The sequence below is a fragment of the Streptomyces sp. BI87 genome (assembly GCF_025957665.1).
GTDB classification, from domain to species: Bacteria; Actinomycetota; Actinomycetes; order Streptomycetales; family Streptomycetaceae; genus Streptomyces; species Streptomyces albidoflavus.
Genome location: NZ_CP110079.1, coordinates 4,798,371 through 4,820,702 on the forward strand (window position 1 = coordinate 4,798,371; position 22,332 = coordinate 4,820,702).

Genomic DNA, 22,332 nt, shown 5'->3' on the forward strand with positions numbered 1-22,332 from the left:
GCCCCCGCGGCCCGCCCGGTGACTCGGCCGCCGGCGCCGGCCCTCTCCCCGGGCCCGGCCCGCCGCCCCTTGCACGACCCGAAGCCCGAACCCATTCCGACGAGGAAGGCACGGCCGCCGCACGTGAGGGACACACGAGAGAGCCGGCTGCTCCTGGTGCTGCTGATCGTCATCGCGTTCGCACTGATCACGGTGGACATCCGCGGCGGCGAGGACTCGCCGATCGACGGCGCCCGCAAGGCCGCGGCCACCGTCCTCGGACCGGTGGAGAGCGGCGTCGCCGGCGCGGTCGACCCGATCGGCAACGCCATCGGAGCCGTCCGCGACTCCGGCAGCCGCCACGACCGCATCGCCGCCCTGGAGCGCGAGAACGCCGCACTCAAGACGCGCCTCGGCAGCGACGCGCGCAACCAGAGCCGCGTCCGCCAGCTCGACGCCATGCTGAAGAAGGCCGGCGCCGGGCAGTACGGCATCCGCGGCGCCGAGGTGGTCGCCATCGGCCCCGCCCAGGGCTTCTCCTGGACCATCACCATCGACGCGGGCAGCAAGGACGGCGTCGCCCGCGACATGACCGTCATCAACGGCGACGGCCTCGTCGGCCGCATCACCACCGTCGGCCCGCACACCGCCACTGTCCTGCTCGCCAGCGACCCCGACTTCACCGTCGGCACCCGCATGGAGGGCTCCGACGAACTCGGCTTCGCCACCGGCCAGGGCGACCGCCCGCTCGCCGTCCAGCTGCTCAACGGCAAGTCCAAGGTGAAGAAGGGCGACCGCATGGTCACCTTCGGCTCCCACGCCGACCGGCCCTTCGTGCCCGGCGTCCCCATCGGCGAGGTGGTCCGCGTCGACCCGCTCGGCGGCGACCTGACCCGTACCGTCCACCTCAAGCCGTACGTCGGCTTCACCAAGCTCGACATCGTCGGCATCGTCGTCCAGGCCCCGCGCGAGGACCCCCGCGACACCGTGCTGCCGCCCAAGTCGAAGCCGGTCCCCACCCCGACCGTGACGGTCACCGCCCCTCCGCCCGGCGAGAACCCCGAGGGCGAGGCCGAAGAGGCCGGCGCCCCCGTGGCGGGGCAGCCCGAGCCCGGAACCGACCAGGAGTAGAGCTGCTGCCATGCGCCTCAACCGGATTCTGCTCTCCGCCTCGCTGATCGTCGTCGCCCTCGTCGTCCAGGTCAGCATCCTCGCCCGGCTCCAGCTGCCCGGCGCCGTCCCCGACCTGCTGCTGCTCACCGTCCTCGCCCTGGCCATGGTCTACGGGCCCACCGGCGGCAGCCTGGTGGGCTTCGGCGCCGGACTCCTCGCCGACCTCGCACCGCCGGCCGACCACGCGGTGGGCCGGTACGCCCTGGTCCTCTGCATCGTGGGCTACCTCGCCGGACTCGCCAAGCCCGAAGGCGGCAAGCTCCGCTCCGCCACCGGCCCGCTGGTCGTCGTGGTCGGCGCCGCCATCGGCTCCACCCTGCTCTACGCGGGCGTCGGCGCCCTCGTCGGTGACACCGCCGCCCGCGACGTCGGCCTCGGCGGGCTCCTCTTCACCGCCTCCCTGTACGACCTGCTGCTCGCCCCGTTCACCGTGCCGTGGATCATGGCGCTGGCCCGGCGCGGCGAGCACGACCCGGTCGCCGACGCCTCCGGAGGCGGGGGCGACGTCGCCGCCGGCTGGCTCACCTCCGGCGGCGCCAAGGGGCTCGCCATCGGCCGCCAGCGCGGCCTGCGGGCCAGAGCCATGAAGTCCCGGGTCGCCCGGGCCGGACGCATCAAGGGGGTCAAGCGCCTGTGACCGCGACTCCCGCCGCACCTCGCGCGAGGAGGCCCCGCCCGTGAGCAACATCCCCGAGACCGGCCGCACCCCCCGGGTGCAGATCCGGCTCATCGTCATCCAGGTCCTCGTCGTCTCCCTGCTGCTGACCCTCGGCGGGCGGCTCTGGTACCTCCAGATCCGCCAGGGCGACGAGTACGCCGCCAAGGCCTCCGGCAACCACGTCCAGCAGGTCGTCAAGCCCGCCGTGCGCGGCGCCATCCTCGACGCCCGCGGCGTGCCCATCGCCGACAACGAGACCCGCCTCGTCGTCTCCGCCTCGCGCACCGAGCTGATGAAGATGAAGGACGACGGGAAGGCCGTCCTCGCCCGGCTCGCCGGCGTCCTCGGCATGACGGCGGAGGAGGTCGCCGAGAAGGTCCGCCTCTGCGACGCCGAGACCCCGCAGCCCTGCTGGAACGGCTCCCCGTACCAGCCCATCCCCATCACCGACGAGGCCACCGCCAAGCAGGCCCTCCAGATCCGCGAGCGGACCGAGGAGTTCCCCGGCATCACCGCCGAGCCGACGGCCGTCCGCCGCTACCCGGCCCCCGGCAAGTCCCGGACCTCCCAGGTCCTCGGCTACCTCTCCCCGGTCACCGACGAGGAGATCAAGAAGGCCGAGAACACCGACTCGCCCTACCTCCGCTCCGACCAGGTCGGCCGCTCGGGCCTGGAGCGCACCTACGACAAGGAGCTGCGCGGCAAGGCCGGCGTCACCCGCTACGAGGTCGACAACCTCGGCCGCGTCATCGGCGAGGCCGAGTCCGACCCCGCCGAGGCCGGCGCCAACGTCGTCACCAGCATCGACTCCCGCGTCCAGGCGGTCACCGAGTACGAGCTGAACGAGGCGATGAAGGCCGCCCGCAAGGAGATGGACCGCAACACCAACCGGCTCTACGAGGCCGACGCGGGCGCCGCCGTCGTCATGGAGAACAAGACCGGCCGCGTCGTCGCCATGGCCTCGCTGCCCGACTACGACCCCAACTCCTGGGTCGGCGGCATCTCCGGCAAGGACTACGCCAAGTTCACCAGCAAGAAGTCGAACTACCCGCTGCTCAACCGGGCCATCCAGGGCCAGGCAGCACCCGGCTCGATCTTCAAGGTGATCTCCTCCACCGCCGCGGTCAACGCCGGGTACGACTTCAACGGCAACTACCCCTGCCCCAGCTCGTACTCGATCGGCGGGCAGGTCTTCAAGAACTTCGAGTCCCAGGGATACGGCTCCATCAACCTCGGCCGCGCCCTGGAGGTCTCCTGCGACACCGTCTTCTACCACCTCGCCCACGAGCAGTGGAAGAAGGACGGCGGCAACAACCCCAAGAAGCCCAAGGACTGGTTCTACAAGACCGCCCACCAGTTCGGCCTCGGCAAGGAGACCGGCATCGACCTCCCCAACGAGGTCACCGGCCGCGTCCCCGACCGCCAGTGGAAGAAGGACTACTGGGAGGCCAACAAGGACGGCTGGTGCAAGACCGGCAAGAAGGGCGGCGAGTACGCCGAGCAGATCGCCTACGAGAACTGCCTCGAAGGCATGCGGATGCGCGCCGGTGACTCGGTCAACTACTCCATCGGCCAGGGCGACACCCTCGTCACCCCCATCCAGATGGCCACCATCTACGCGGCCATCGCCAACGGCGGCACCCTCTACGACCCGACCGTCGGCAAGGCCGTCATCAGCGCCGACGGCAAGAAGACCACCGAGATCGAGCCCAAGGCCCACGGCAAGCTGCCGATGAACCAGAAGACCAGGAAGCAGATAGAGCAGGCACTCGCGGGCGTCGCGACCACCGGCTCCGCCGCCTGGCGCTTCGGCGGCTGGCCGCAGGACAAGATCCCGATGCACGCCAAGACCGGCACCGCCGAGGTCTACGGCAAGCAGACGACCTCCTGGTTCGCCAGCTACACCCCCGACTACACCATCGTCATGACGATCTCCCAGGGCGGCACCGGCTCCGGCGCCTCCGGCCCCGCGGTCCGCAAGATCTACGAGGCGATGTACGGGCTCACCGAGGACGGCGAGCAGGACGTCAAGAAGGCGTTGCTGCCCAAGCCCCAGTCGGCGCTGCCCAAGGTCGAGCCCGACGGCTCGATCCACGCCCCGACCGTCAAGCCCTACCTGCCCGTGAAGCCCTCCCCGCCCGCCGACACCCAGGACCTCGCCACCGCCGGCGGAGGCCCCCTTCTCTGGAGGCGCGACTGATGGCCGGCTTCTCCGTCCCCGGCTACGGGCCCGAACGCACCCCCTGGACCAAGGCGTTCGCCCGCGACTCCGTGGTGCGCCGGCTCGACTGGCCGATGCTGCTGAGCGCGCTCGCCCTCTCCCTGGTCGGCGTCGTCCTCGTCTACTCCGCCACCCGCAACCGCATGGGGCTCAACCAGGGCGACCCGTACTTCTTCCTCGTCCGCCACCTGCTCAACACCGGCATCGGCATCGCGCTGATGGCGGGCACCATCTGGCTGGGCCACCGCACCCTCAGGACCGCGGTCCCGGTCCTCTACGGCATCTCGGTGCTGCTGATCCTGCTGGTCCTCACCCCGCTGGGCGCCACCATCAACGGCGCCCACGCCTGGCTGGTCATCGGCGGTTTCAGCCTCCAGCCCTCCGAGTTCGTCAAGATCACCATCATCCTCGGCATGGCGATGCTGCTGGCCGCCCGCGTCGACGCCGGCGACCGGGAACATCCCGACCACCGCACCGTCCTGCTCGCCCTGGCCCTCGCCACCGTGCCGATGCTCATCGTCATGCTGATGCCGGACCTCGGCTCCGTGATGGTCATGGTGATGATCGTGCTCGGCGTGCTGCTCACCTCCGGCGCCTCCAACCGCTGGATTCTCGGCCTCATCGGCGCGGGGGCCACCGGGGCGATCCTGGTCTGGCAGCTCGGCGTCCTGGACGAGTACCAGATCAACCGGTTCGCCGCCTTCGCCAACCCCCAGCTCGACCCCGCCGGCGTCGGCTACAACACCAACCAGGCCCGTATCGCCATCGGCTCCGGCGGGCTCACCGGCACCGGCCTCTTCCAGGGCACCCAGACCACCGGCCAGTTCGTCCCCGAGCAGCAGACCGACTTCGTCTTCACCGTCGCCGGTGAGGAACTCGGCTTCCTCGGCGCCGGCCTCATCATCGCCCTGCTCGGCGTCGTCCTCTGGCGCGCCTGCCGCATCGCCCGCGCCACCACCGAGCTGTACGGCACCATCGTGGCCGGCGGCATCATCGCCTGGTTCGCCTTCCAGTCCTTCGAGAACATCGGCATGACGCTCGGCATCATGCCCGTCGCGGGTCTGCCGCTGCCCTTCGTCAGTTACGGCGGTACCGCCATGTTCGCGGCCTGGATCGCCATAGGGCTCCTCCAGTCGATCAAGCTGCAACGCCCTCTCTCCGCCAGCTGACGCGACCCGCCACCGGTACGGGCGCCGGGGCAGTACCCGCACAGGGACTGCCCCGGCGCCCGTATCGCCGTTAATGTCGGACCATGGCCTCTGTCACGCGCGAGACCGAGCGGAAGTACGAAGCCCCCGCCACAGCCGAGGAGACCGACGGCCCGGACGCCGCCGCCTCCGGCGCCCTCCTCGACGCACTGGCCCGCACCGAGGGCGTCGACCGCGTCACCGGCCGGGGCATCGAGGAACTCGACGCCACCTACTACGACACCGACGACGGCCGCCTCGCCGCCACCCGCACCACCCTGCGCCGCCGCACCGGCGGCCACGACGCCGGCTGGCACCTCAAACTCCCCGTCCCCACCGACGGCGACGCCCGCGACGAACTCCACGCCCCGCTCGCCGACACCCTCCCCGCCGACCTCGCCCGCCTGCTCCGCTCCCGCACCCGGGACGCGCCCGTCGGCCCCGTCCTGCGGCTGCGCACCACCCGACGCCGCCACACCCTCCACGGAACCGACGGCACCCTCCTGGCCGAGGCCGCCACCGACACCGTCCACGCCGAACGCCTCGACGGCGCCCCCGGCGGCCTCGCCGGAGCCACCACCACCTGGCGCGAGATCGAGATCGAACTCGCCGAAGGCGCCCCCGCCTCCCTCCTCGACCGGATCGAGGAACGCCTCACCGCCGCCGGCATCCACCGCTCGCGGGACCGCTCCAAGTTCGCCCGCGCCCTCACCGACACCGGCCCGCCGCCCGAGACCTGGCCCGCCCCCGACCCGGCTCCCGCCCCCGGCACCGCCGGCGCCGAGGTCCTCGCCCACCTCGCCCGGTGGCACGGCGCCCTCGTCGCCCTCGACACCGACGTCCGCCGCGACCTGCCCGACTCCGTCCACCAGCTCCGCGTCGCCACCCGCCGCCTGCGCAGCGCCTTCAAGACGTACCGCAAGGTCCTCGACCGGGCCGTCACCGATCCGGTCGGCGAGGAACTGAAGTGGCTCGCCGGGGAACTCGCCCCCGCCCGCGACAACGAGGTCCTCACCGCCCGCCTCGCCCACCTCCTCGACACCACCGACGCCACCCTGGTCCTCGGCCCCGCCCCCGCCCGGCTCCGGCTCCACTCCACCCCCCGCGCCACCGAGGCCCGCGACCGCGTACGCGCCGCCCTCGACAGCCCGCGCCACCTCGCCCTGCTCACCACCCTGGCCCGCCTCGCCACCGACCCACCGCTGCGCCCCGCCGCCCACCGGCCCGCCCGCAAGGTGCTCCCCGCCGGCCTCGCCCGCGACCACCGCCGCCTGGCCACCCGACTCGACCACGCCCTCGCCCTGCCGCCGGGCCCCGGCCGCGACCACGCCCTCCACCAGGCCCGCAAGGCCGCCAAGCGCGCCCGTTACGCCGCCGAGGCCGCCCGCCCCGCCCTCGGCAAGCCGGCCAAGCGCTACCGCAAGCACGTCAAGGCCGTCCAGCAGCTCCTCGGCGTCCACCAGGACAGCGTCGTCGCCCGCGAGGCCCTGCGGCAGCTCGCCGTCGAGGCGCACGGAGCGGGGGAGTCCGCCTTCACCTGGGGGCTGCTGTACGGCAGGGAGCAGGCCCGCGCCGAGGCGGCCGAACGCGAACTGCCCGGGGTGTGGGCGGCGGTCCGCGACGAGGGCCCTCCGTAGCCGGGCGGCCGACGGTGTCAAGGGCCGGTCCGTACCACGCTACGCTTGAGGATCAGCCCTGCCCGCTCACGAAGGTTCCCGATGACTGACCAGTCGACTGCGGAGTCGGTCTTCCCCCAGCTCGAAGCGCTGCTCCCGCACGTACAGAAGCCCATCCAGTACGTCGGCGGTGAGCTGAACTCCACCGTCAAGCCGTGGGAGTCCTGCGACGTCCGCTGGGCCCTGATGTACCCCGACGCGTACGAGGTCGGGCTGCCCAACCAGGGCGTCATGATCCTCTACGAGGTGCTCAACGAGCGCGAGGGCGTCCTCGCCGAGCGCACCTACAGCGTCTGGCCCGACCTCGAAGAGCTGATGCGCGAGCACCGCGTACCGCAGTTCACCGTGGACAGCCACCGGCCCGTCGGCGCCTTCGACGTCTTCGGCCTCAGCTTCTCCACCGAGCTGGGCTACACCAACATGCTCACCGCGCTCGACCTCGCGGGCATCCCGCTGAACGCCGCCGACCGCACCGTCGACGACCCGATCGTCCTCGCCGGCGGCCACGCGGCCTTCAACCCGGAGCCGATCGCCGAGTTCATCGACTGCGCCGTCGTCGGCGACGGCGAGCAGGCCGTCCTGGAGATCACCGACATCATCCGGGCCTGGAAGGCCGAGGGCCGCCCCGGCGGCCGCGAGGAGGTCCTCTTCCGCCTCGCCCGCACCGGCGGCGTCTACGTCCCCGCCTTCTACGACGTCGAGTACCTGCCCGACGGCCGCATCGCCCGCGTCGTGCCCAACCGCTCCGGCGTCCCGTGGCGCGTCTCCAAGCACACCGTCATGGACCTCGACGAGTGGCCCTACCCCAAGCAGCCGCTGGTCCCGCTCGCCGAGACCGTCCACGAGCGGATGTCGGTGGAGATCTTCCGCGGCTGCACCCGCGGCTGCCGCTTCTGCCAGGCCGGCATGATCACCCGCCCGGTCCGCGAGCGCTCCATCACCGGCATCGGCGAGATGGTCGACAAGGGGCTCAAGGCCACCGGCTTCGAGGAGGTCGGCCTGCTCTCCCTCTCCTCCGCGGACCACAGCGAGATCGGCGACGTCGCCAAGGGCCTCGCCGACCGGTACGAGGAGGACAAGATCGGCCTGTCCCTCCCCTCGACCCGCGTCGACGCCTTCAACGTCGACCTCGCCAACGAGCTGACCCGCAACGGCCGCCGCTCCGGCCTCACCTTCGCCCCCGAGGGCGGCTCCGAGCGGATGCGGAAGGTCATCAACAAGATGGTCTCCGAGGAGGACCTGATCCGCACCGTCGCCACCGCCTACGGCAACGGCTGGCGCCAGGTGAAGCTGTACTTCATGTGCGGCCTGCCCACCGAGACCGACGAGGACGTCCTCCAGATCGCCGACATGGCGACCAACGTCATCGCCAAGGGCCGCCAGGTCTCCGGCTCCCAGGACATCCGCTGCACCGTCTCCATCGGCGGTTTCGTCCCCAAGCCGCACACCCCCTTCCAGTGGGCCCCGCAGCTCTCCGCCGAGCAGACCGACGCCCGCCTGGAGAAGCTCCGCGACAAGATCCGCGGCGACAAGAAGTACGGCCGCTCCATCGGCTTCCGCTACCACGACGGCAAGCCCGGCATCGTCGAGGGCCTCCTCTCCCGCGGCGACCGCCGCATCGGCTCGGTCATCCGCGCCGTCTACGAGGACGGCGGCCGCTTCGACGGCTGGCGCGAGTACTTCAGCTACGACCGCTGGATGGCCTGCGCCGAGAAGACCCTCCCCGCACAGGGCGTCGACGTCGACTGGTACACCACCCGCGAGCGCACCTACGAGGAAGTCCTCCCCTGGGACCACCTCGACTCCGGCCTCGACAAGGAATGGCTCTGGGAGGACTGGCAGGACGCCCTCGACGAGACCGAGGTCGAGGACTGCCGCTGGACGCCTTGCTTCGACTGCGGGGTGTGTCCGCAGCTCGACCTCGACATCCAGATCGGGCCGACGGGCAAGAAGCTGCTGCCGTTGACGGTGGTCAACAAGTAGGAAACGGGCCCTGCGGTCGTCGGTGCCGACCGCAGGGCCCGCTCTTTCGTCACGGCGCGGACGGGAACTCCTCGACGCGTACGACCAGCCGCGCGGGGGCGTCGGCGGGGACTCTGAGTTCCAGCTCCACGGACGGAGCCCGTGTGCCGGGAGCCCGCGTCCGCCGCACCGCGCAGGTGACGCCCGCACGCAGCAGGTCTCCGGCCATCGCCTGCCGGCCGCCCTCCTCCCAGACCTGACGGTGGCTCCTTCCCTGGTCGGCCACCTCCCACCTGGACCGGGATTCCTGGTCCTCACCGGTTGCCGGAACGTACCTCCGCCACTGCACGGGCAGCTCCCCGAGCGCCTTCATGGCCTCCTCGGCCAACCGCTGGTACACCGACTCGGGGTCCGGCGCGCCCATCCCCCCGTTCCTGCACCTTGAGCAGCGCAGGTACGTGTAGACGCGCCCCTTGTTCCTCGTCGTCTGCACCGTCATGTTGCCCGAGCAGTCGGCGCAGACGAGCACTCCCGCGAACTGGGTGGTCCCGCCCCGGTGGCGGGGTGGCTGCCGCTTCGCTCTGCGGTCGAGTGCCTCCTGGAGCCCGGCGAACTCCTCGTCGGTGAAGATCGCGGGTGCCACACGTATCGGCTCTCCCGAGGCGTCCAGCACCGACCTGGACCGGCGCCCTCCACCGGTCTTGTCCTCCTCCACGCGGTGCCCCAGCAGGGCGGGATTGCGTAGGCGCCGGAGCAGGGTGGCGGTGGTCAGGCCGTCGGACATCAGGCCGGCGCGTCTGAGGCAGACGGCCATCCGCCGAGCAGAGACGCCTCGCAGCGCCATCCGCCTGGCCCAGTGCAGAGCCTTGGCGGCCTCCGGATGAACGGCCAGTCTCGACCGGCCGTCCTCCGCGACGACGGTGAAGCCGTACGCAGGCTTTCCGACGAGCCAGCTTTTCTGGGAACGGGAGTAGCGCCAGAGCGAGGCGGTACGGACGGAACCGCGAGCGCCCTCGATCTCGGCCACGCTGCCCATCAGCCGGACCAGCTCCCGGCCGGACTCGGTGCCTAGGTCGATGGGGTCGTTCCGCGAGACGAGGTTCTTCCCGTGCCGGTCGCACCAGTCGATCATGACTGAGAGGTCTGCGCTGGACCGGATCAGCCGGTCGAGCTGCCAGAAGAGCAGGACGTCGAACTCGGGGACCCGGTTGTTCAGCCACTCGCCCAGCTCTTTCCTTCTCCACGGCGGGACTTTGGTGGCCGAGACGTGGAGATCCGAGGCCACCCCCACCACGCGGTACCCGCGCTCCCTCGCCAGCACCCGCAGATCGAGTTCCTGCCGCACCGGAGAGGTGGTGTTGCTGCTCAGCACGGAGAGGCGGACGGAGAGCAGTGCACGAGGAGCGCCAGCCTGCAGTGCTTCCCCGGTCTTCTTCAGTGCGTCCAGAAGTTCAAGGTCGGCGGCCGACCATAAGCGGCTGGGAGTGGCTTCTTTCATGAAATAAGAGAATATGCGGACTTCGGACTGCCTTGGGACCTTTCAGGAGGACGCGGCCGAGTGGCAGGTGGTTCGCGCCAGCCTGAAGGTGGCTTCATGGCATCTCCCGCAGCGACGGCCGCCAGGCGTAAGCGGCCCCTCATGGCGATCGGCCCCGTAGCCGGTGCCGCCGTGATGGCCACCGGGATCGTCTCCGTCGGTTGTCATCTGGTCGGGGCCGAGGTGTTGTCCCGTGTGCTGCTCGGGGTGGCGGCTGTCGGGTGGGTGGTGCTGGTGGGGGTTTTTCTGGGGCACTTCTTCGGGGAGCGGGAGCAGTGGTGGGCGGAGTCGCGCACGGCGGCCTCGTTGACCGGGGTGGCGGGGACGGCTGTGGTGGGGACGCGGTCGGTGTTGCTGGGGTGGACGGGGGTCGGGTGGGTGTTGCTGGGGGTGGCGGCGGTGAGCTGGCTGGGGTTGTTGCCGCAGGTGGTGCGGCGGCTGGGGCGGCGGGTGCCCGGTTCGGCGTATCTGACCTGTGTCGCGACGCAGTCGCTCGGGGTGCTGGGGGCGACGCTGGCCGCCGCCACAGGGGTGACCTGGCCGTTGCCGGTCGCGGTGGTGCTGCTGGTCGTGGGGTTCGGGCTGTACGTGCTGGTGCTGCTGCACTTCGACTTCCACCAGCTCAAGGAGGGGGCGGGGGACCACTGGGTGGCGTGCGGGGCGCTGGCCATCTCGGCGCTGGCCGCGGGCAAACTGACGGCGGCGAGCGGGGCGCCGCCGCGGTGGGCCGAGCCGCTGCGGCCCTGGCTGCTGGCGGTCACCTTCGTGCTGCTGCTGGCCGCCCTCGCCTGGTACGCGGTGATCGCCGTGGCCGAGCTGCGCTGGCCGCGGCCGGGGTACGACCCCAGGCGGTGGGCCACCGTCTTCCCGCTCGGGATGACGGCGGTGGCCGCGCTGACCGCCGCCGGGGAGGTCGGGCCCACCACCTCCGGCTGGCTCGAACCCCTCGGGCGGGTGCTGCTCTGGGTGGCCGTGGCGGTCTGGGCGCTGGCGGCGGCGGGGCTGGCGAAGCGGCTGGCGGAAGGGGCGTTGCGCCGTACGCCGTAACCGGGGGAGCGGGGGCCGGGGACGGGGCCGAGCATGGGGGTGAGCGGGCGGTCCGGCGCTCCCGACGACGCCACTCTGCCGGAGCGGACCGCCCGCTTGCCCCTGCCGCCGTGGGAAGGCGCCGGGCCCGGGAACCTCCCGGCGGCGTGGCGCGTACCCTAGGTAGTGGTACGACCGCACTCACGAGGGACTGAACGACACTGGGTAAGCGACAGCCCGTAGGGCCTCCGCCCGCGCCGACGGTGCAGCGGATTCGTCTGCGCTACACCAAGCGCGGCCGCCTGCGGTTCACCAGCCACCGAGACTTCCAGCGCGCCTTCGAGCGGGCCCTGCGCCGCGCCGAGGTGCCGATGGCCTACTCGGCGGGTTTCACGCCCCACCCGAAGGTGAGTTACGCCAACGCCGCGCCCACCGGTACGGGCAGCGAGGCGGAGTACCTGGAGATCGGGCTCTCCGCGCCCCGCGACCCCGCCACGTTGCGGGAACTGCTGGACGCCTCGATGCCCGACGGGCTCGACATCACCGACGCCGTCGAGGCGCGTACCTCCGGTCTCGCCGACCGGCTCCAGGCCTCCGTCTGGGAGCTGCGGCTCGACCAGGTCGAGCCCGAGGCGGCCCGCGCCGCCGTCGCCGCCTTCGAGGCGGCGGAGACGGTCGAGGTCCAGCGGCGCACCAAGAACGGCATGCGGACCTTCGACGCCCGCGCCGCCGTGGTCGCGCTGGAGGTCGCCGATGCCTCGGTCGAGCCGGATGATAGGCCGTCGGCGCGGCCCTGTGCGATACTGCGGCTGGTTGTGCGGCACGAGACACCCGCCGTGCGACCCGACGACGTCCTGTCCGGTCTCCGAGTAGTGGCCGACCTGGCGCCGCCGGTCCCCGCTGCGGTGACCAGGCTGGCGCAGGGGCCTTTCGACGACGAGACCGGCACGGTGACCGATCCGCTCGCGCCCGACCGCGAGGCAGTCGAGGCCGCCCCCTCCGAGGGCGCCCCGCACGCCGCCGCGCAGGCCACCACAGCGGTGGGTCCCGCGTAGGGACGCTCGCCGCAGCGCCGCCCTCGAATCCGGGAGCCACCTGGGTCGGGCAGCGCACCGACCAGAAGACTTTCGCCAGGCCGCCCGCGAGACGCGTACGGAACCGGCGAGAACAGGACAGAGAAGCTCCCGTGCGGCGCCCGCGCCCCGGAGGACGGTCCCGCGCACCTTTCGCGCGAAGGCGACCGCCACCGGATTCGACGCGGCGCCCGGGAGCGTGACGGGAGATACCCCCGCATGCTCGGATCGAACGATCCCGCCGAAGGCGTGGACGTGGACAACGACAGCCCCAGCGACACCCTGCCGCCGCGCCGGCGACGGCGGGCCGCCTCCCGGCCCGCCGGACCGCCCGTGGCGGCCGGGAGCGAGGCCGGGACCGAGGCCGTGGCCATACCGGCTCCGGTACCGGCTGAGACCGAGGCGCCCGCCGCCGCGGTGCCGTCCGGCGACGAGCCGGCCGCGCGCCCGCGCCGCCGCGCCTCCCGGCGGGCCACCGCGCCCGCCGGAACCCCCACCGCCGAGGCGGAGACCACCGTGGAGAGCCCGGCGGAACCGCAGCCCGCCGCCGCTCAGGCGGAGGAGCCGGCCGAGGCCGCTCCGGCCCGCCCGCGCCGCCGCGCCACCCGCCGTGCCTCCGCACCGGCCGGGGCACCCGCCGGTACGCCGGACGCGCCCGCCGCCGAGCCGGCTGAGACGGCCAAGACGGCCGAGCCGCCGGCCGCCGAGACCCCGGCCGAGACGGTCGAGGCCGCCCCCGCGCGGCCCCGCCGCCGTGCCACCCGGCGGGCCACCGCGCCCGCCGGAACCCCCGCCGCCGAGGCGGAGACCACCGTGGAGAGCCCGGCGGAACCGCAGCCCGCCGAGGTCGCGGCCCCGGCGGAGGAGCCGGCCGAGGAGGCCGCCCCCGCCCGCCCGCGCCGTCGCGCCGCCCGCCGGGCCTCCGCGCCCGCCGGTGCCCCCGGGACCTCCGAGGTCGTGGAGCAGGCCGAGCAGGCCGCCCCCGTCGAGGAGGCCGCCCCCGTCGAGGAGAGCGCCGCTCCGGCCCGTAAGCGCCGCCGCGCCACCCGGCCCGCCGAGGCCGCCGCGCCCGCGCCCGTCGAGGAGGAGGCGGCCGAGGAGCCCGCCGCCGCCGAGGCGGAGTCCGCCGCGCCGGCCGAGGAGGCCGCCCCCACCCGTACGCGCCGTCGTGCCACTCGTCGCGTTTCCGCACCCGTCTCCAGCCCCGTGGCTGCCGAGGCCGAAGGCACGCCGGAGGAGCCCACCGTGGCCGAGGACAGCAGCACCGAAGCGAGCAGCGGCGACACCGCCGAGGAGTCCGCGCCGCGCCGCGCCCGCCGCAAGCCGGTCCGCAAGGGCGGGCTGTTCAGCGAGCCCGACCAGCCGAAGGGCGACCGCGAGGAGCGCCAGGAGAAGGAGTCGGGCGGGCGGGGTTCGCGCCGCCGTCCGGCGGTCGCCGTCTTCCAGGCGCCGGTCTTCTCCGAGCCCATGTTCCAGACGCCGGAGCGCGCCGCCGCCGAGGCCGCCTCCTCGGCCGCCGCCGACACCGCCGCGCCCGAGCCGGAGGCCGAGGAGCAGGCGCCGCGCAAGCGTCGTCGCCGCCGCGGTGAGGACGCCCCGGCGCAGGAGGCCGCGCCGGTGCGGGAGAAGCCGGCCGAGCGGGCCCCCGAGCCCGAGGCCGCCGAGACCGAGGCCGAGGACGAGCAGCACGGTGCCCGGGACGACGAGGAGTACGAGAACGGCGAGCGTCCCTCGCGCCGTCGCCGCCGGGGTGGCCGCCGCCGCCGTCGCGGTGAGCCGGGCGACGCCGACCACGAGCAGGAGCAGGACGAGCAGCAGGAGCAGGGCGCCGACGCGCGGACCGGTGACGAGGACAGCGCCGCCGAGGACGAGAAGGACGACCAGGCCGAGGACGAGGGCCGCGACGAGTACCGGGACGAGGACGCCGACAACGGCTCGGGTTCCAGCAGCAGCCGTCGTCGCCGGCGGCGTCGTCGCCGTGCCGGGGACGGCGGGGGCGAGCCGGAGCAGGCCACGTCCGGGGACGACCCGGAGCGCACCGTCGTCAAGGTCCGCGAGCCGCGCGAGCGGAAGAAGGACGAGCCGGGTACCGGCCCCGACGAGGTCCAGTCCATCAAGGGCTCGACCCGCCTGGAGGCGAAGAAGCAGCGCCGCCGGGAGGGCCGCGAGCAGGGCCGCCGCCGGGTGCCGATCATCACCGAGGCGGAGTTCCTGGCGCGCCGCGAGGCCGTCGAGCGGGTGATGGTCGTCCGCCAGAGCGGCGAGCGCACCCAGATCGGGGTGCTGGAGGACGACGTCCTCGTCGAGCACTACGTCAACAAGGAGCAGGCCACCTCCTACGTCGGCAACGTCTACCTGGGCAAGGTCCAGAACGTCCTGCCGTCGATGGAGGCCGCCTTCATCGACATCGGCAAGGGCCGCAACGCCGTGCTGTACGCCGGTGAGGTCAACTTCGCCGCGCTCGGCATGGCCCACGGCCCGCGCCGCATCGAGTCGGCGCTCAAGTCCGGCCAGTCGGTCCTGGTGCAGGTCACCAAGGACCCGATCGGTCACAAGGGCGCCCGCCTGACCAGCCAGGTCTCGCTGCCCGGCCGGTACCTCGTCTACGTCCCCGAGGGGTCGATGACGGGCATCAGCCGCAAGCTGCCCGACACCGAGCGGGCCCGCCTCAAGAGCATCCTCAAGAAGATCGTCCCCGAGGACGCGGGCGTCATCGTGCGCACCGCCGCCGAGGGGGCGAGCGAGGAGGAGCTGCGCCGCGACGTGGAGCGGCTGCACGGCCAGTGGCAGGAGATCCAGAAGAAGGCGAACGCGAGCAACGCCAGCTCGCCGAGCCTGCTCTACGGCGAGCCCGACATGACGGTCCGGGTCGTCCGCGACATCTTCAACGAGGACTTCTCCAAGGTCATCGTCAGCGGCGACGAGGCGTGGAAGACCGTCCACGGCTACGTCAGCAAGGTCGCCCCCGACCTGGTCGACCGGCTCCAGCGGTGGACCTCGGAGACGGACGTCTTCGCGACGTACCGGATCGACGAGGGGCTCGCCAAGGCGCTGGACCGCAAGGTGTGGCTGCCCTCGGGCGGTTCGCTGGTGATCGACAAGACCGAGGCGATGATCGTCGTCGACGTCAACACCGGCAAGTTCACCGGCCAGGGCGGCAACCTCGAGGAGACCGTCACCAGGAACAACCTGGAGGCGGCCGAGGAGATCGTGCGCCAGCTGCGGCTGCGCGACCTCGGCGGGATCGTCGTCATCGACTTCATCGACATGGTCCTGGAGTCCAACCGCGACCTGGTCCTGCGCCGCCTGCTGGAGTGCCTGGGCCGGGACCGGACCAAGCACCAGGTGGCCGAGGTGACCTCGCTGGGCCTGGTCCAGATGACCCGTAAGCGGGTCGGCCAGGGGCTGCTGGAGTCGTTCTCGGAGACCTGCGTCCACTGCAACGGCCGGGGTGTCATCGTCCACCTCGACCAGCCGGCCGCCGGCAACGGTGGCGGCGGCAAGCGCAAGAAGCGCGGCAAGGGCGGCCAGGAGGACACCGTCCACACGCACGACCACGGCCACGACCACGAGACGGAGCCGGAGAGCTTCGAGGTCGAGACCGAGGCCGAGGTCGCCGCCGAGACGGCCGAGCCCGCCGCCCTGCCGGCGCCGGAGTTCGTCCCGGACGAGGAGCTGTACAGCAGCGCCGCCGAGGCCGAGGCCGCCGCCGGCTCGGGCCGCCGCAACCGCCGCCGCGCCACCCGCCGGGCCTCCGCGCCCGCCGGTACGCCGCGCCGCTCCCAGGAGCCGGGCCGCGAGCAGGCCCCGGCCACCGAGCCGGAGCAGACCGTGCCCGTCGCCGAGGAGCCGGCCGCCGCGCCGGAGCCGGTCGTCGAGGCGCCCGTCGCCGAGGCCCCGGCCGCCGAGGTGCCGAAGGAGGACGAGGCGCCCAAGCGTGGCCGTCGCCGTGCCGTCCGCCGGGCCTCCGCGCCCGCCGGTGCGCCGGCCGCGGCCGAGCCGGTGAGTGAGCCGGTCGCCGAGGCCCCCGCCCCGGTCGCCGAGGTGCCCGAGGCCTCCCCGGTGGCCCCGGAGCCCGAGGCCGAGCCGCAGCCGGAGCCCGCTCCCGCCACCGCGGCCCCGGCCCGGCCGCGCCGGCGCGCCGTCCGCAAGGCGTCGGCGCCGACCGCGTCGGCCGAGGCGGCCGTGGTGGTCGTCGCCGCCGACCGTCCGGAGCCCGTACCCGAGGCGGCCCCCGCCGAGGCCCCGGCCGAGACCCCCGCGGGGGAGGAGGCCGAGGCGGCGCCCGCCAAGAAGACGGCGGCCCGCAAGACGACGAAGAAGGCCACCACGAAGAAGGCCGCCACCAAGAAGACGACGGCGAAGAAGGCCACGGCCAAGTCGGCGGCGGCCGAGGAGGCGGCTCCGAAGGAGGCGGCCTCGGACGAGGCGGCGTCCGAGGCGCCCGCCAAGAAGACGACGGCCCGTAAGACGGCCGCCAAGAAGGCCCCGGCGAAGAAGGCCGCCACGGCCAAGAAGGCTCCGGCGAAGAAGGCCACGACCAAGAAGGCGGCGGCCAAGAAGACGGCCGCCACCGCCCAGTCCGACGAGGACTGAGCAGCGTGGCCGCGCGGGCCGGCCGGGATCGTTCCGGCCGGCCCGCGCTCGCCAGGTGAGCCGGTGGGACCCGGTTTGACCCTCGGGACAGCGGTCCCGTAGCCTTTACCCTCGGCGTTTGTGCGCCACCCTCTGAGCACCTTCCTCCCGCGATGCGGCGCTCGCAGCGCCTGTCAGGGAGAGGCCGCTCGTCCCTCCCAGGATTTCCCGGGCCCCTCGCGGGCCCGTGTGGGCGGCTGGCTTCAGAGGTCCGTTTTCTGAGTGACAGAGAGTGAGATCCGCGTGTACGCCATCGTGCGCAGCGGTGGCCGCCAGCACAAGGTTGCTGTCGGTGACATCGTTGAGGTTGACAAGATTTCCACCGCCAAGGTCGGCGACACGGTCGAGCTCTCGACCCTGCTGCTCGTGGACGGCGAGTCGGTCACCAGCGACCCGTGGGTGCTGGACGGCATCAAGGTCCAGGCCGAGGTCGTCGACCACCACAAGGGTGCGAAGATCGACATCCTTCGCTACAAGAACAAGACCGGTTACCGCCGTCGCCAGGGCCACCGCCAGCAGTACACGGCGGTCAAGGTCACCGGCATCCCCACGGCTGCGAAGTAAGGGACTGAGGAGACATGGCACACAAGAAGGGCGCATCGTCCACTCGGAACGGTCGCGATTCCAATGCTCAGCGGCTCGGCGTGAAGCGCTTCGGCGGTCAGGTCGTCAACGCCGGTGAGATCCTGGTCCGCCAGCGCGGCACCCACTTCCACCCCGGCGCGGGCGTCGGCCGTGGCAAGGACGACACGCTGTTCGCGCTGAACGCCGGCGCGGTGGAGTTCGGTACCCACCGCGGCCGCAAGGTCGTGAACATCGTTCCGGCCGCCTGATCTTCTTCCCAGGCAGCTGACAGCGGTTTTTCGCGAGGGCGGACCTCACTTCCCCGAACGGGAAGGGGGTCCGCCCTTCGCTTGTTGTGGACAATTGAAGAGGAGGGCGGCTTTTCGCCGTGCTCCGCAGCACCAGCAGCACCAGCAGCACCATCAGTACCCCTGTTTTTCCCCTGTGCGTATCGGAGGCACCTTCCATGACCACCTTCGTGGACCGCGTCGAACTGCATGTCGCCGCGGGTAACGGAGGCCACGGCTGTGCCTCCGTCCACCGTGAGAAGTTCAAGCCGCTCGGCGGCCCGGACGGCGGCAACGGCGGCCGGGGCGGGGACGTCGTCCTCGTCGTCGACCAGTCCGTGACCACCCTGCTCGAGTACCACTACAGCCCGCACCGCAAGGCGACCAACGGCAAGCCCGGTGAGGGCGGCAACCGCTCCGGCAAGGACGGCCAGGACCTGGTCCTGCCGGTGCCGGACGGCACCGTCGTCCTCGACCGGAACGGCGAGGTCCTCGCCGACCTGATCGGTGAGGGCACCACCTACGTCGCCGCCAGTGGCGGCCGCGGCGGCCTCGGCAACGCCGCGCTGGCCTCGGCCCGCCGCAAGGCGCCCGGCTTCGCGCTGCTCGGCGAGCCCGGTGACGCCGGCGACGTGGTGCTGGAGCTGAAGACCGTCGCCGACGTGGCGCTGGTCGGCTACCCGAGCGCCGGCAAGTCCTCGCTGATCTCGGTGCTCTCCGCGGCCCGCCCGAAGATCGCCGACTACCCGTTCACCACGCTGGTCCCGAACCTCGGCGTGGTCACCGCCGGCTCGACCGTCTACACGGTGGCGGACGTGCCCGGCCTCATCCCCGGCGCCAGCCAGGGCAAGGGGCTCGGCCTGGAGTTCCTGCGGCACGTCGAGCGGTGCTCGGTGCTGGTGCACGTGCTGGACACGGCGACGCTGGAGTCGGACCGCGACCCGGTCTCCGACCTCGATGTGATCGAGGAGGAGCTGAAGAGCTACGGCGGCCTGGACGACCGTCCGCGCATCGTCGTCCTCAACAAGATCGACGTGACCGACGGCCAGGACCTCGCCGAGATGGTCCGCCCGGACCTGGAGGCACGCGGCTACCGCGTCTTCGAGGTCTCCGCCGTCGCCCACAAGGGGCTCAAGGAGCTCTCCTTCGCGCTGGCGGAGCTGGTCGGCGAGGCCCGCGCGGCCCGCCCGAAGGAGGAGGCGACCCGGGTCGTCATCCGCCCGAAGGCCGTCGACGACTCCGGGTTCACGGTGACCCGCGAGGAGGAGTCGCTGTACCGGGTGCGGGGCGAGAAGCCGGAGCGCTGGGTGCGGCAGACCGACTTCAACAACGACGAGGCGGTGGGCTACCTCGCCGACCGCCTCAACCGCCTCGGTGTCGAGGAGGAGCTGATGAAGGCCGGTGCCCGCGCGGGCGACGGCGTCGCCATCGGCCCCGAGGACAACGCCGTGGTCTTCGACTGGGAGCCGACCATGCTGGCCGGCGCCGAGATGCTCGGCCGCCGCGGTGAGGACCACCGCCTGGAGGGCGAGCGTCCCGCCGCCCAGCGCCGCCGCGACAAGCAGGCCGCGCGCGACGAGGCGCAGGACGAGTACGAGGGCTTCCACCCGTTCGCGGGTGGCTGAGCCCGGACAGCAGTACGCCGAAGGGGCGGACCCCAGCTGGGGTCCGCCCCTTCGGCGTACGTACCGCGCGGTGGCGGGTCAGATGCGGGCGTCGTCGCCCTGCTTCTGGTTCTGCTCGGCGGCGGGGGCCTCGGCCTGGGCCGGGACGGTCGCCTCGGCGGGGGCGGCCACCGGCTCGGGCACCGGGTACTTGGCGAGGGTGCGCTCGAAGTCCCGGGTGGAGAGCAGCAGCTTGTAGATGATGGCCAGCTCGAAGACCATCAGCAGGACACCGCTGCCGATGGTGACGGGCAGGACGGCGCCGAAGAGCGGGCCGACGATGAAGACGCCCATCTGGAACTCGATGCCGCTGATGAGGTGGGCGCGGATGCGGTGGCGCAGCAGCAGGCTGCGGAACTTGCCGTACCAGGGGAAGCGGCTCTTGAACTCCTGGTGGAGGTCGACGACGACCTTCTCGCGGGCCGGGGCGGCGGTGCCGTCGGCGTTCTCCTGCTCGTCCGCGGTGGCGGAGACCTGGCCGGTGGTGACCTGCTCGGCCAGCTCGTCGTGGGTGTTGTCGATGTCGGCCGCGGGGTTGTCGCGGAGCAGGTCCTCCATGAAGTGCAGCTCGTCGCGCTGCTCCTGCTCGACGCTGTCGGGGTGCTGGTTCTCCATGCTGCGGCGGGCGGCGCGGGCGCGGGCCTTGATCTTCTTGCGCATGCTGTGGCGCACCTTGAAGATCTGGAGCGCGTCGATGTAGCGCAGCATGTCGAGGAAGACCACGACCAGGGCGAGCCACACGTAGACGACGTCGCCGGTGCGCGAGTACTGGCCGCCCATCAGGGCGACGGCGCAGGCCAGCACGCGGATGCGGTCGAAGACGTAGTCGAGCCAGCCGCCGAACTCCGAGCCACGGCCGGTGAGCCGGGCGAGCTTGCCGTCCATGCAGTCGAGGATGAAGCTGACGTGGTACAGGACCGCGCCGATGATCAGCCACATCCAGTCGGCCTGCGCGAAGCAGGCCGCCGCGCCGAGTCCGAGGAAGAGGGCCGCCCAGGTGATCTGGTTGGGCGTCACCCAGCGGGCGTACTTGGCCGTCCAGCGGACCAGCGGGGTGGCGACCGGGTCGACCAGCAGCACCGTCCACCAGGCGTCGCGCTTCTTCTCGGTCAGGCGACGCACTTCGGAGAGCGGAGGTATTTCCATGGAGTCAGCAATCTTCCCGTGGGGTGGGTCCAGACAAGGCCTGCGGCCGTGGTCATGCCGGAGGCCGTGCGGCTGCGGCGGACGGCGCAGGGGCATCGGGACCGGCGTCTCTCAGTGGAGGAGGCCGCCGAAAGACTAGCCCAGCCGTGATCGCCTGCGTGGGCGCCGAGTTGACGCCCTGAGACCACTACGGATCACCGTCGCCGATTTATGCGGCTCTTTGTCCTGAATGGACTATTGGCTTCCGCTCAGGTTGCGTTTGGCCCCGCGTGACATAAGTCATAGTGCCGATTGTTCACCGTCCCGTCGGCCGGGGGAAGTGGACGACCCCCCACCGCTTGGGGTATTGGGGGCGTCCGAGGGGCGCGCGGGGTCGTGGAAGAGCCAGTCGAGTTTCGGTTCCATCACGCAGCGGAAGACCCGGCGGACCGGTGCCGTGGTGAGGACGACCGCGAGGACGGCCGCCAGCGCGCTGATGGTGACCGCGCCGAGGACGGTGCCCGAGAAGTCGTTGTCGTACCAGCCCCAGAAGTGCGCGCCCTTCGCCAGGAAGCCGTGCAGGAGGTACGCGTAGAGGGTGCCGGCGCCGAGCGCGGTGAACCAGGTGCGGCGGCTGGGCACCAGGGCGAGGAAGGCGAAGCTGAGCACCAGCGAGCAGACGAGCATCCCGACCGTCATCGAAACCCCGGCCCACCAGGGGGCGTTGAGGTCCTGGGCGGCGTCACGGCGGTAGAACCAGTCCGGGTTCATCCGCAGCACGGCCCAGTACGCGACCAGCGCGCCGCCCGCGAGGACGGGGACGGCGGCGATCCGCACCCGGCGGTCCCGCAGCCGCGTGAAGTGCTCGGGGCGCATCCTCAGGCCGAGGACGAAGAACGGCAGGAACTGGAGCACCCGCTGGAGACCGAGGTCCGGGCCGATCCAGGGGTCGATCGAGGCGAGCGCGGCGATGGCGGTGGAGAGCAGGAACGGGTGGCGGACCTGCTGCCAGAGCGGCGCGGTCAGCCGCCAGATGAACAGCGCCATCAGGAACCAGGTCAGGTACCAGGGGTGCAGCAGGCTGATCTTCAGCTCCTCGCCGTCCGCCCAGGCCCGGAAGACGTTGAGGGCGATCTCGAAGACCGCGTACGGCACCAGGACGCTGCCGACCAGGCGCTTGAGCTGGCGCGGCTCGTGGCGGAAACTCCGCGAGAAGTAGCCGGATATGAGGGTGAAGGCCGGCATGTGGAAGGCGTAGAGCAGGAGGTAGCCGGCGGCCAGGACGCGGTTGTCGTCGCGCAGCGCCTCCCAGGAGTGGCCGACCACGACGAGGACGATCGCGAGGAACTTCGCGTTGTCGAAGAAGGGGTCGCGAGCGGCGGCCGGGGGCTTGGCCGCGGGGGCGGTGCCGTCGGCCGGGGTGGTGGCGCCGGGGGCCGTGCCGAGGGAGGTGGGGGGCACGGGGGCTCCCTCCGTTCTGTTGTCGCGGGCCCGGCGCCGGGTGCGCCGTCCGTGGGGACGTCAGTGTGAGCGGAGCCGCCGCGCGCTCGCAAATGCGGCCGCGT

General features: G+C 72.5%; 15 protein-coding genes. 12 read left to right on the plus strand and 3 right to left on the minus strand.

From position 1 onward, the window contains the following. The first annotated feature begins 123 nt into the window (after positions 1–123). The 6 genes from mreC (at position 124) to OIM89_RS21390 (ending at position 8,877) form a co-directional block, all read left to right on the plus strand. Positions 124–1,110 carry a rod shape-determining protein MreC gene (gene mreC, locus OIM89_RS21365; protein WP_030698009.1) on the plus strand — a complete coding sequence of 329 codons (987 nt, stop codon included), beginning with the start codon at positions 124–126 and terminating at the stop codon, positions 1,108–1,110. A gap of 10 nt (positions 1,111–1,120) precedes the next feature. Further along, a complete protein-coding gene (gene mreD / locus OIM89_RS21370; RefSeq protein WP_030698010.1) occupies positions 1,121–1,789 on the plus strand; it encodes a rod shape-determining protein MreD in 669 nt (222 codons plus the stop codon). 40 nt (positions 1,790–1,829) lie between these two features. Continuing rightward, the gene (mrdA, locus tag OIM89_RS21375; RefSeq protein ID WP_030698011.1) at positions 1,830–4,010 is read left to right on the plus strand and encodes a penicillin-binding protein 2; all 2,181 of its coding nucleotides are present in this window, start codon (positions 1,830–1,832) and stop codon (positions 4,008–4,010) included. Continuing rightward, positions 4,010–5,200, plus strand: coding sequence for a rod shape-determining protein RodA (rodA, locus tag OIM89_RS21380; protein ID WP_030698012.1), 1,191 nt, complete (start codon positions 4,010–4,012; stop codon positions 5,198–5,200). The genes mrdA and rodA overlap by 1 nt, the downstream gene beginning before the upstream one ends. A gap of 83 nt (positions 5,201–5,283) precedes the next feature. Then, on the plus strand, positions 5,284–6,855 hold the full coding sequence (locus OIM89_RS21385) for a CYTH and CHAD domain-containing protein (RefSeq protein WP_030698013.1): 1,572 nt from the start codon (positions 5,284–5,286) through the stop codon (positions 6,853–6,855). An 81-nt stretch (positions 6,856–6,936) separates the two neighbouring features. Continuing rightward, positions 6,937–8,877, plus strand: a complete 1,941-nt coding sequence (locus OIM89_RS21390) for a TIGR03960 family B12-binding radical SAM protein (protein WP_008411678.1) — start codon at positions 6,937–6,939, stop codon at positions 8,875–8,877. Between the two features lie 49 nt (positions 8,878–8,926). On the opposite strand, the gene OIM89_RS21395 is transcribed toward OIM89_RS21390, so the two are convergent. Continuing rightward, the gene (locus OIM89_RS21395) at positions 8,927–10,354 is read right to left on the minus strand and encodes a recombinase family protein (protein WP_175458190.1); all 1,428 of its coding nucleotides are present in this window, start codon (positions 10,352–10,354) and stop codon (positions 8,927–8,929) included. Positions 10,355–10,450: 96 nt separating this feature from the next. Here OIM89_RS21395 and OIM89_RS21400 point away from each other — a divergent pair, with 96 nt between their 5' ends. From OIM89_RS21400 to obgE, 6 genes are all read left to right on the plus strand, one after another. Beyond that, positions 10,451–11,440: a tellurite resistance/C4-dicarboxylate transporter family protein gene (locus OIM89_RS21400; RefSeq protein ID WP_047465301.1), complete on the plus strand. Its 990-nt coding sequence runs from the start codon at positions 10,451–10,453 to the stop codon at positions 11,438–11,440. A 242-nt stretch (positions 11,441–11,682) separates the two neighbouring features. Further along, positions 11,683–12,474 carry a TIGR03936 family radical SAM-associated protein gene (locus tag OIM89_RS21405; RefSeq protein WP_030698015.1) on the plus strand — a complete coding sequence of 264 codons (792 nt, stop codon included), beginning with the start codon at positions 11,683–11,685 and terminating at the stop codon, positions 12,472–12,474. Between the two features lie 237 nt (positions 12,475–12,711). Beyond that, a complete protein-coding gene (locus OIM89_RS21410) occupies positions 12,712–17,088 on the plus strand; it encodes an Rne/Rng family ribonuclease (RefSeq protein WP_226965207.1) in 4,377 nt (1,458 codons plus the stop codon). 282 nt (positions 17,089–17,370) lie between these two features. After that, positions 17,371–17,691, plus strand: coding sequence for a 50S ribosomal protein L21 (gene rplU / locus OIM89_RS21415; RefSeq protein ID WP_003948029.1), 321 nt, complete (start codon positions 17,371–17,373; stop codon positions 17,689–17,691). Positions 17,692–17,705: 14 nt separating this feature from the next. Continuing rightward, positions 17,706–17,960: a 50S ribosomal protein L27 gene (rpmA, locus tag OIM89_RS21420; RefSeq protein ID WP_003948028.1), complete on the plus strand. Its 255-nt coding sequence runs from the start codon at positions 17,706–17,708 to the stop codon at positions 17,958–17,960. Between the two features lie 197 nt (positions 17,961–18,157). After that, the gene (obgE, locus tag OIM89_RS21425) at positions 18,158–19,603 is read left to right on the plus strand and encodes a GTPase ObgE (RefSeq protein ID WP_023419482.1); all 1,446 of its coding nucleotides are present in this window, start codon (positions 18,158–18,160) and stop codon (positions 19,601–19,603) included. Between the two features lie 78 nt (positions 19,604–19,681). Here the strand turns inward: obgE and OIM89_RS21430 are convergent, their stop codons facing one another. Both OIM89_RS21430 and OIM89_RS21435 read right to left on the minus strand, forming a co-directional pair. After that, positions 19,682–20,788, minus strand: coding sequence for a CDP-alcohol phosphatidyltransferase family protein (locus tag OIM89_RS21430; RefSeq protein WP_264491538.1), 1,107 nt, complete (start codon positions 20,786–20,788; stop codon positions 19,682–19,684). A 279-nt stretch (positions 20,789–21,067) separates the two neighbouring features. Then, the gene (locus tag OIM89_RS21435) at positions 21,068–22,228 is read right to left on the minus strand and encodes an acyltransferase family protein (protein ID WP_217465904.1); all 1,161 of its coding nucleotides are present in this window, start codon (positions 22,226–22,228) and stop codon (positions 21,068–21,070) included. Positions 22,229–22,332 lie beyond the last annotated feature (104 nt).

What these genes read in the sequence shown, in the direction of transcription:
- rpmA (WP_003948028.1), top strand. Translation starts at nt 17,706, where the DNA reads ATGGCACACAAGAAGGGCGCATCGTCCACTCGGAACGGTCGCGATTCC.
- OIM89_RS21390 (WP_008411678.1), top strand. Translation starts at nt 6,937, where the DNA reads ATGACTGACCAGTCGACTGCGGAGTCGGTCTTCCCCCAGCTCGAAGCG.
- OIM89_RS21430 (WP_264491538.1), bottom strand. Translation starts at nt 20,788, where the DNA reads ATGGAAATACCTCCGCTCTCCGAAGTGCGTCGCCTGACCGAGAAGAAG.
- OIM89_RS21385 (WP_030698013.1), top strand. Translation starts at nt 5,284, where the DNA reads ATGGCCTCTGTCACGCGCGAGACCGAGCGGAAGTACGAAGCCCCCGCC.
- OIM89_RS21395 (WP_175458190.1), bottom strand. Translation starts at nt 10,354, where the DNA reads ATGAAAGAAGCCACTCCCAGCCGCTTATGGTCGGCCGCCGACCTTGAA.
- obgE (WP_023419482.1), top strand. Translation starts at nt 18,158, where the DNA reads ATGACCACCTTCGTGGACCGCGTCGAACTGCATGTCGCCGCGGGTAAC.
- mreD (WP_030698010.1), top strand. Translation starts at nt 1,121, where the DNA reads ATGCGCCTCAACCGGATTCTGCTCTCCGCCTCGCTGATCGTCGTCGCC.
- rodA (WP_030698012.1), top strand. Translation starts at nt 4,010, where the DNA reads ATGGCCGGCTTCTCCGTCCCCGGCTACGGGCCCGAACGCACCCCCTGG.
- OIM89_RS21410 (WP_226965207.1), top strand. Translation starts at nt 12,712, where the DNA reads ATGCTCGGATCGAACGATCCCGCCGAAGGCGTGGACGTGGACAACGAC.
- OIM89_RS21400 (WP_047465301.1), top strand. Translation starts at nt 10,451, where the DNA reads ATGGCATCTCCCGCAGCGACGGCCGCCAGGCGTAAGCGGCCCCTCATG.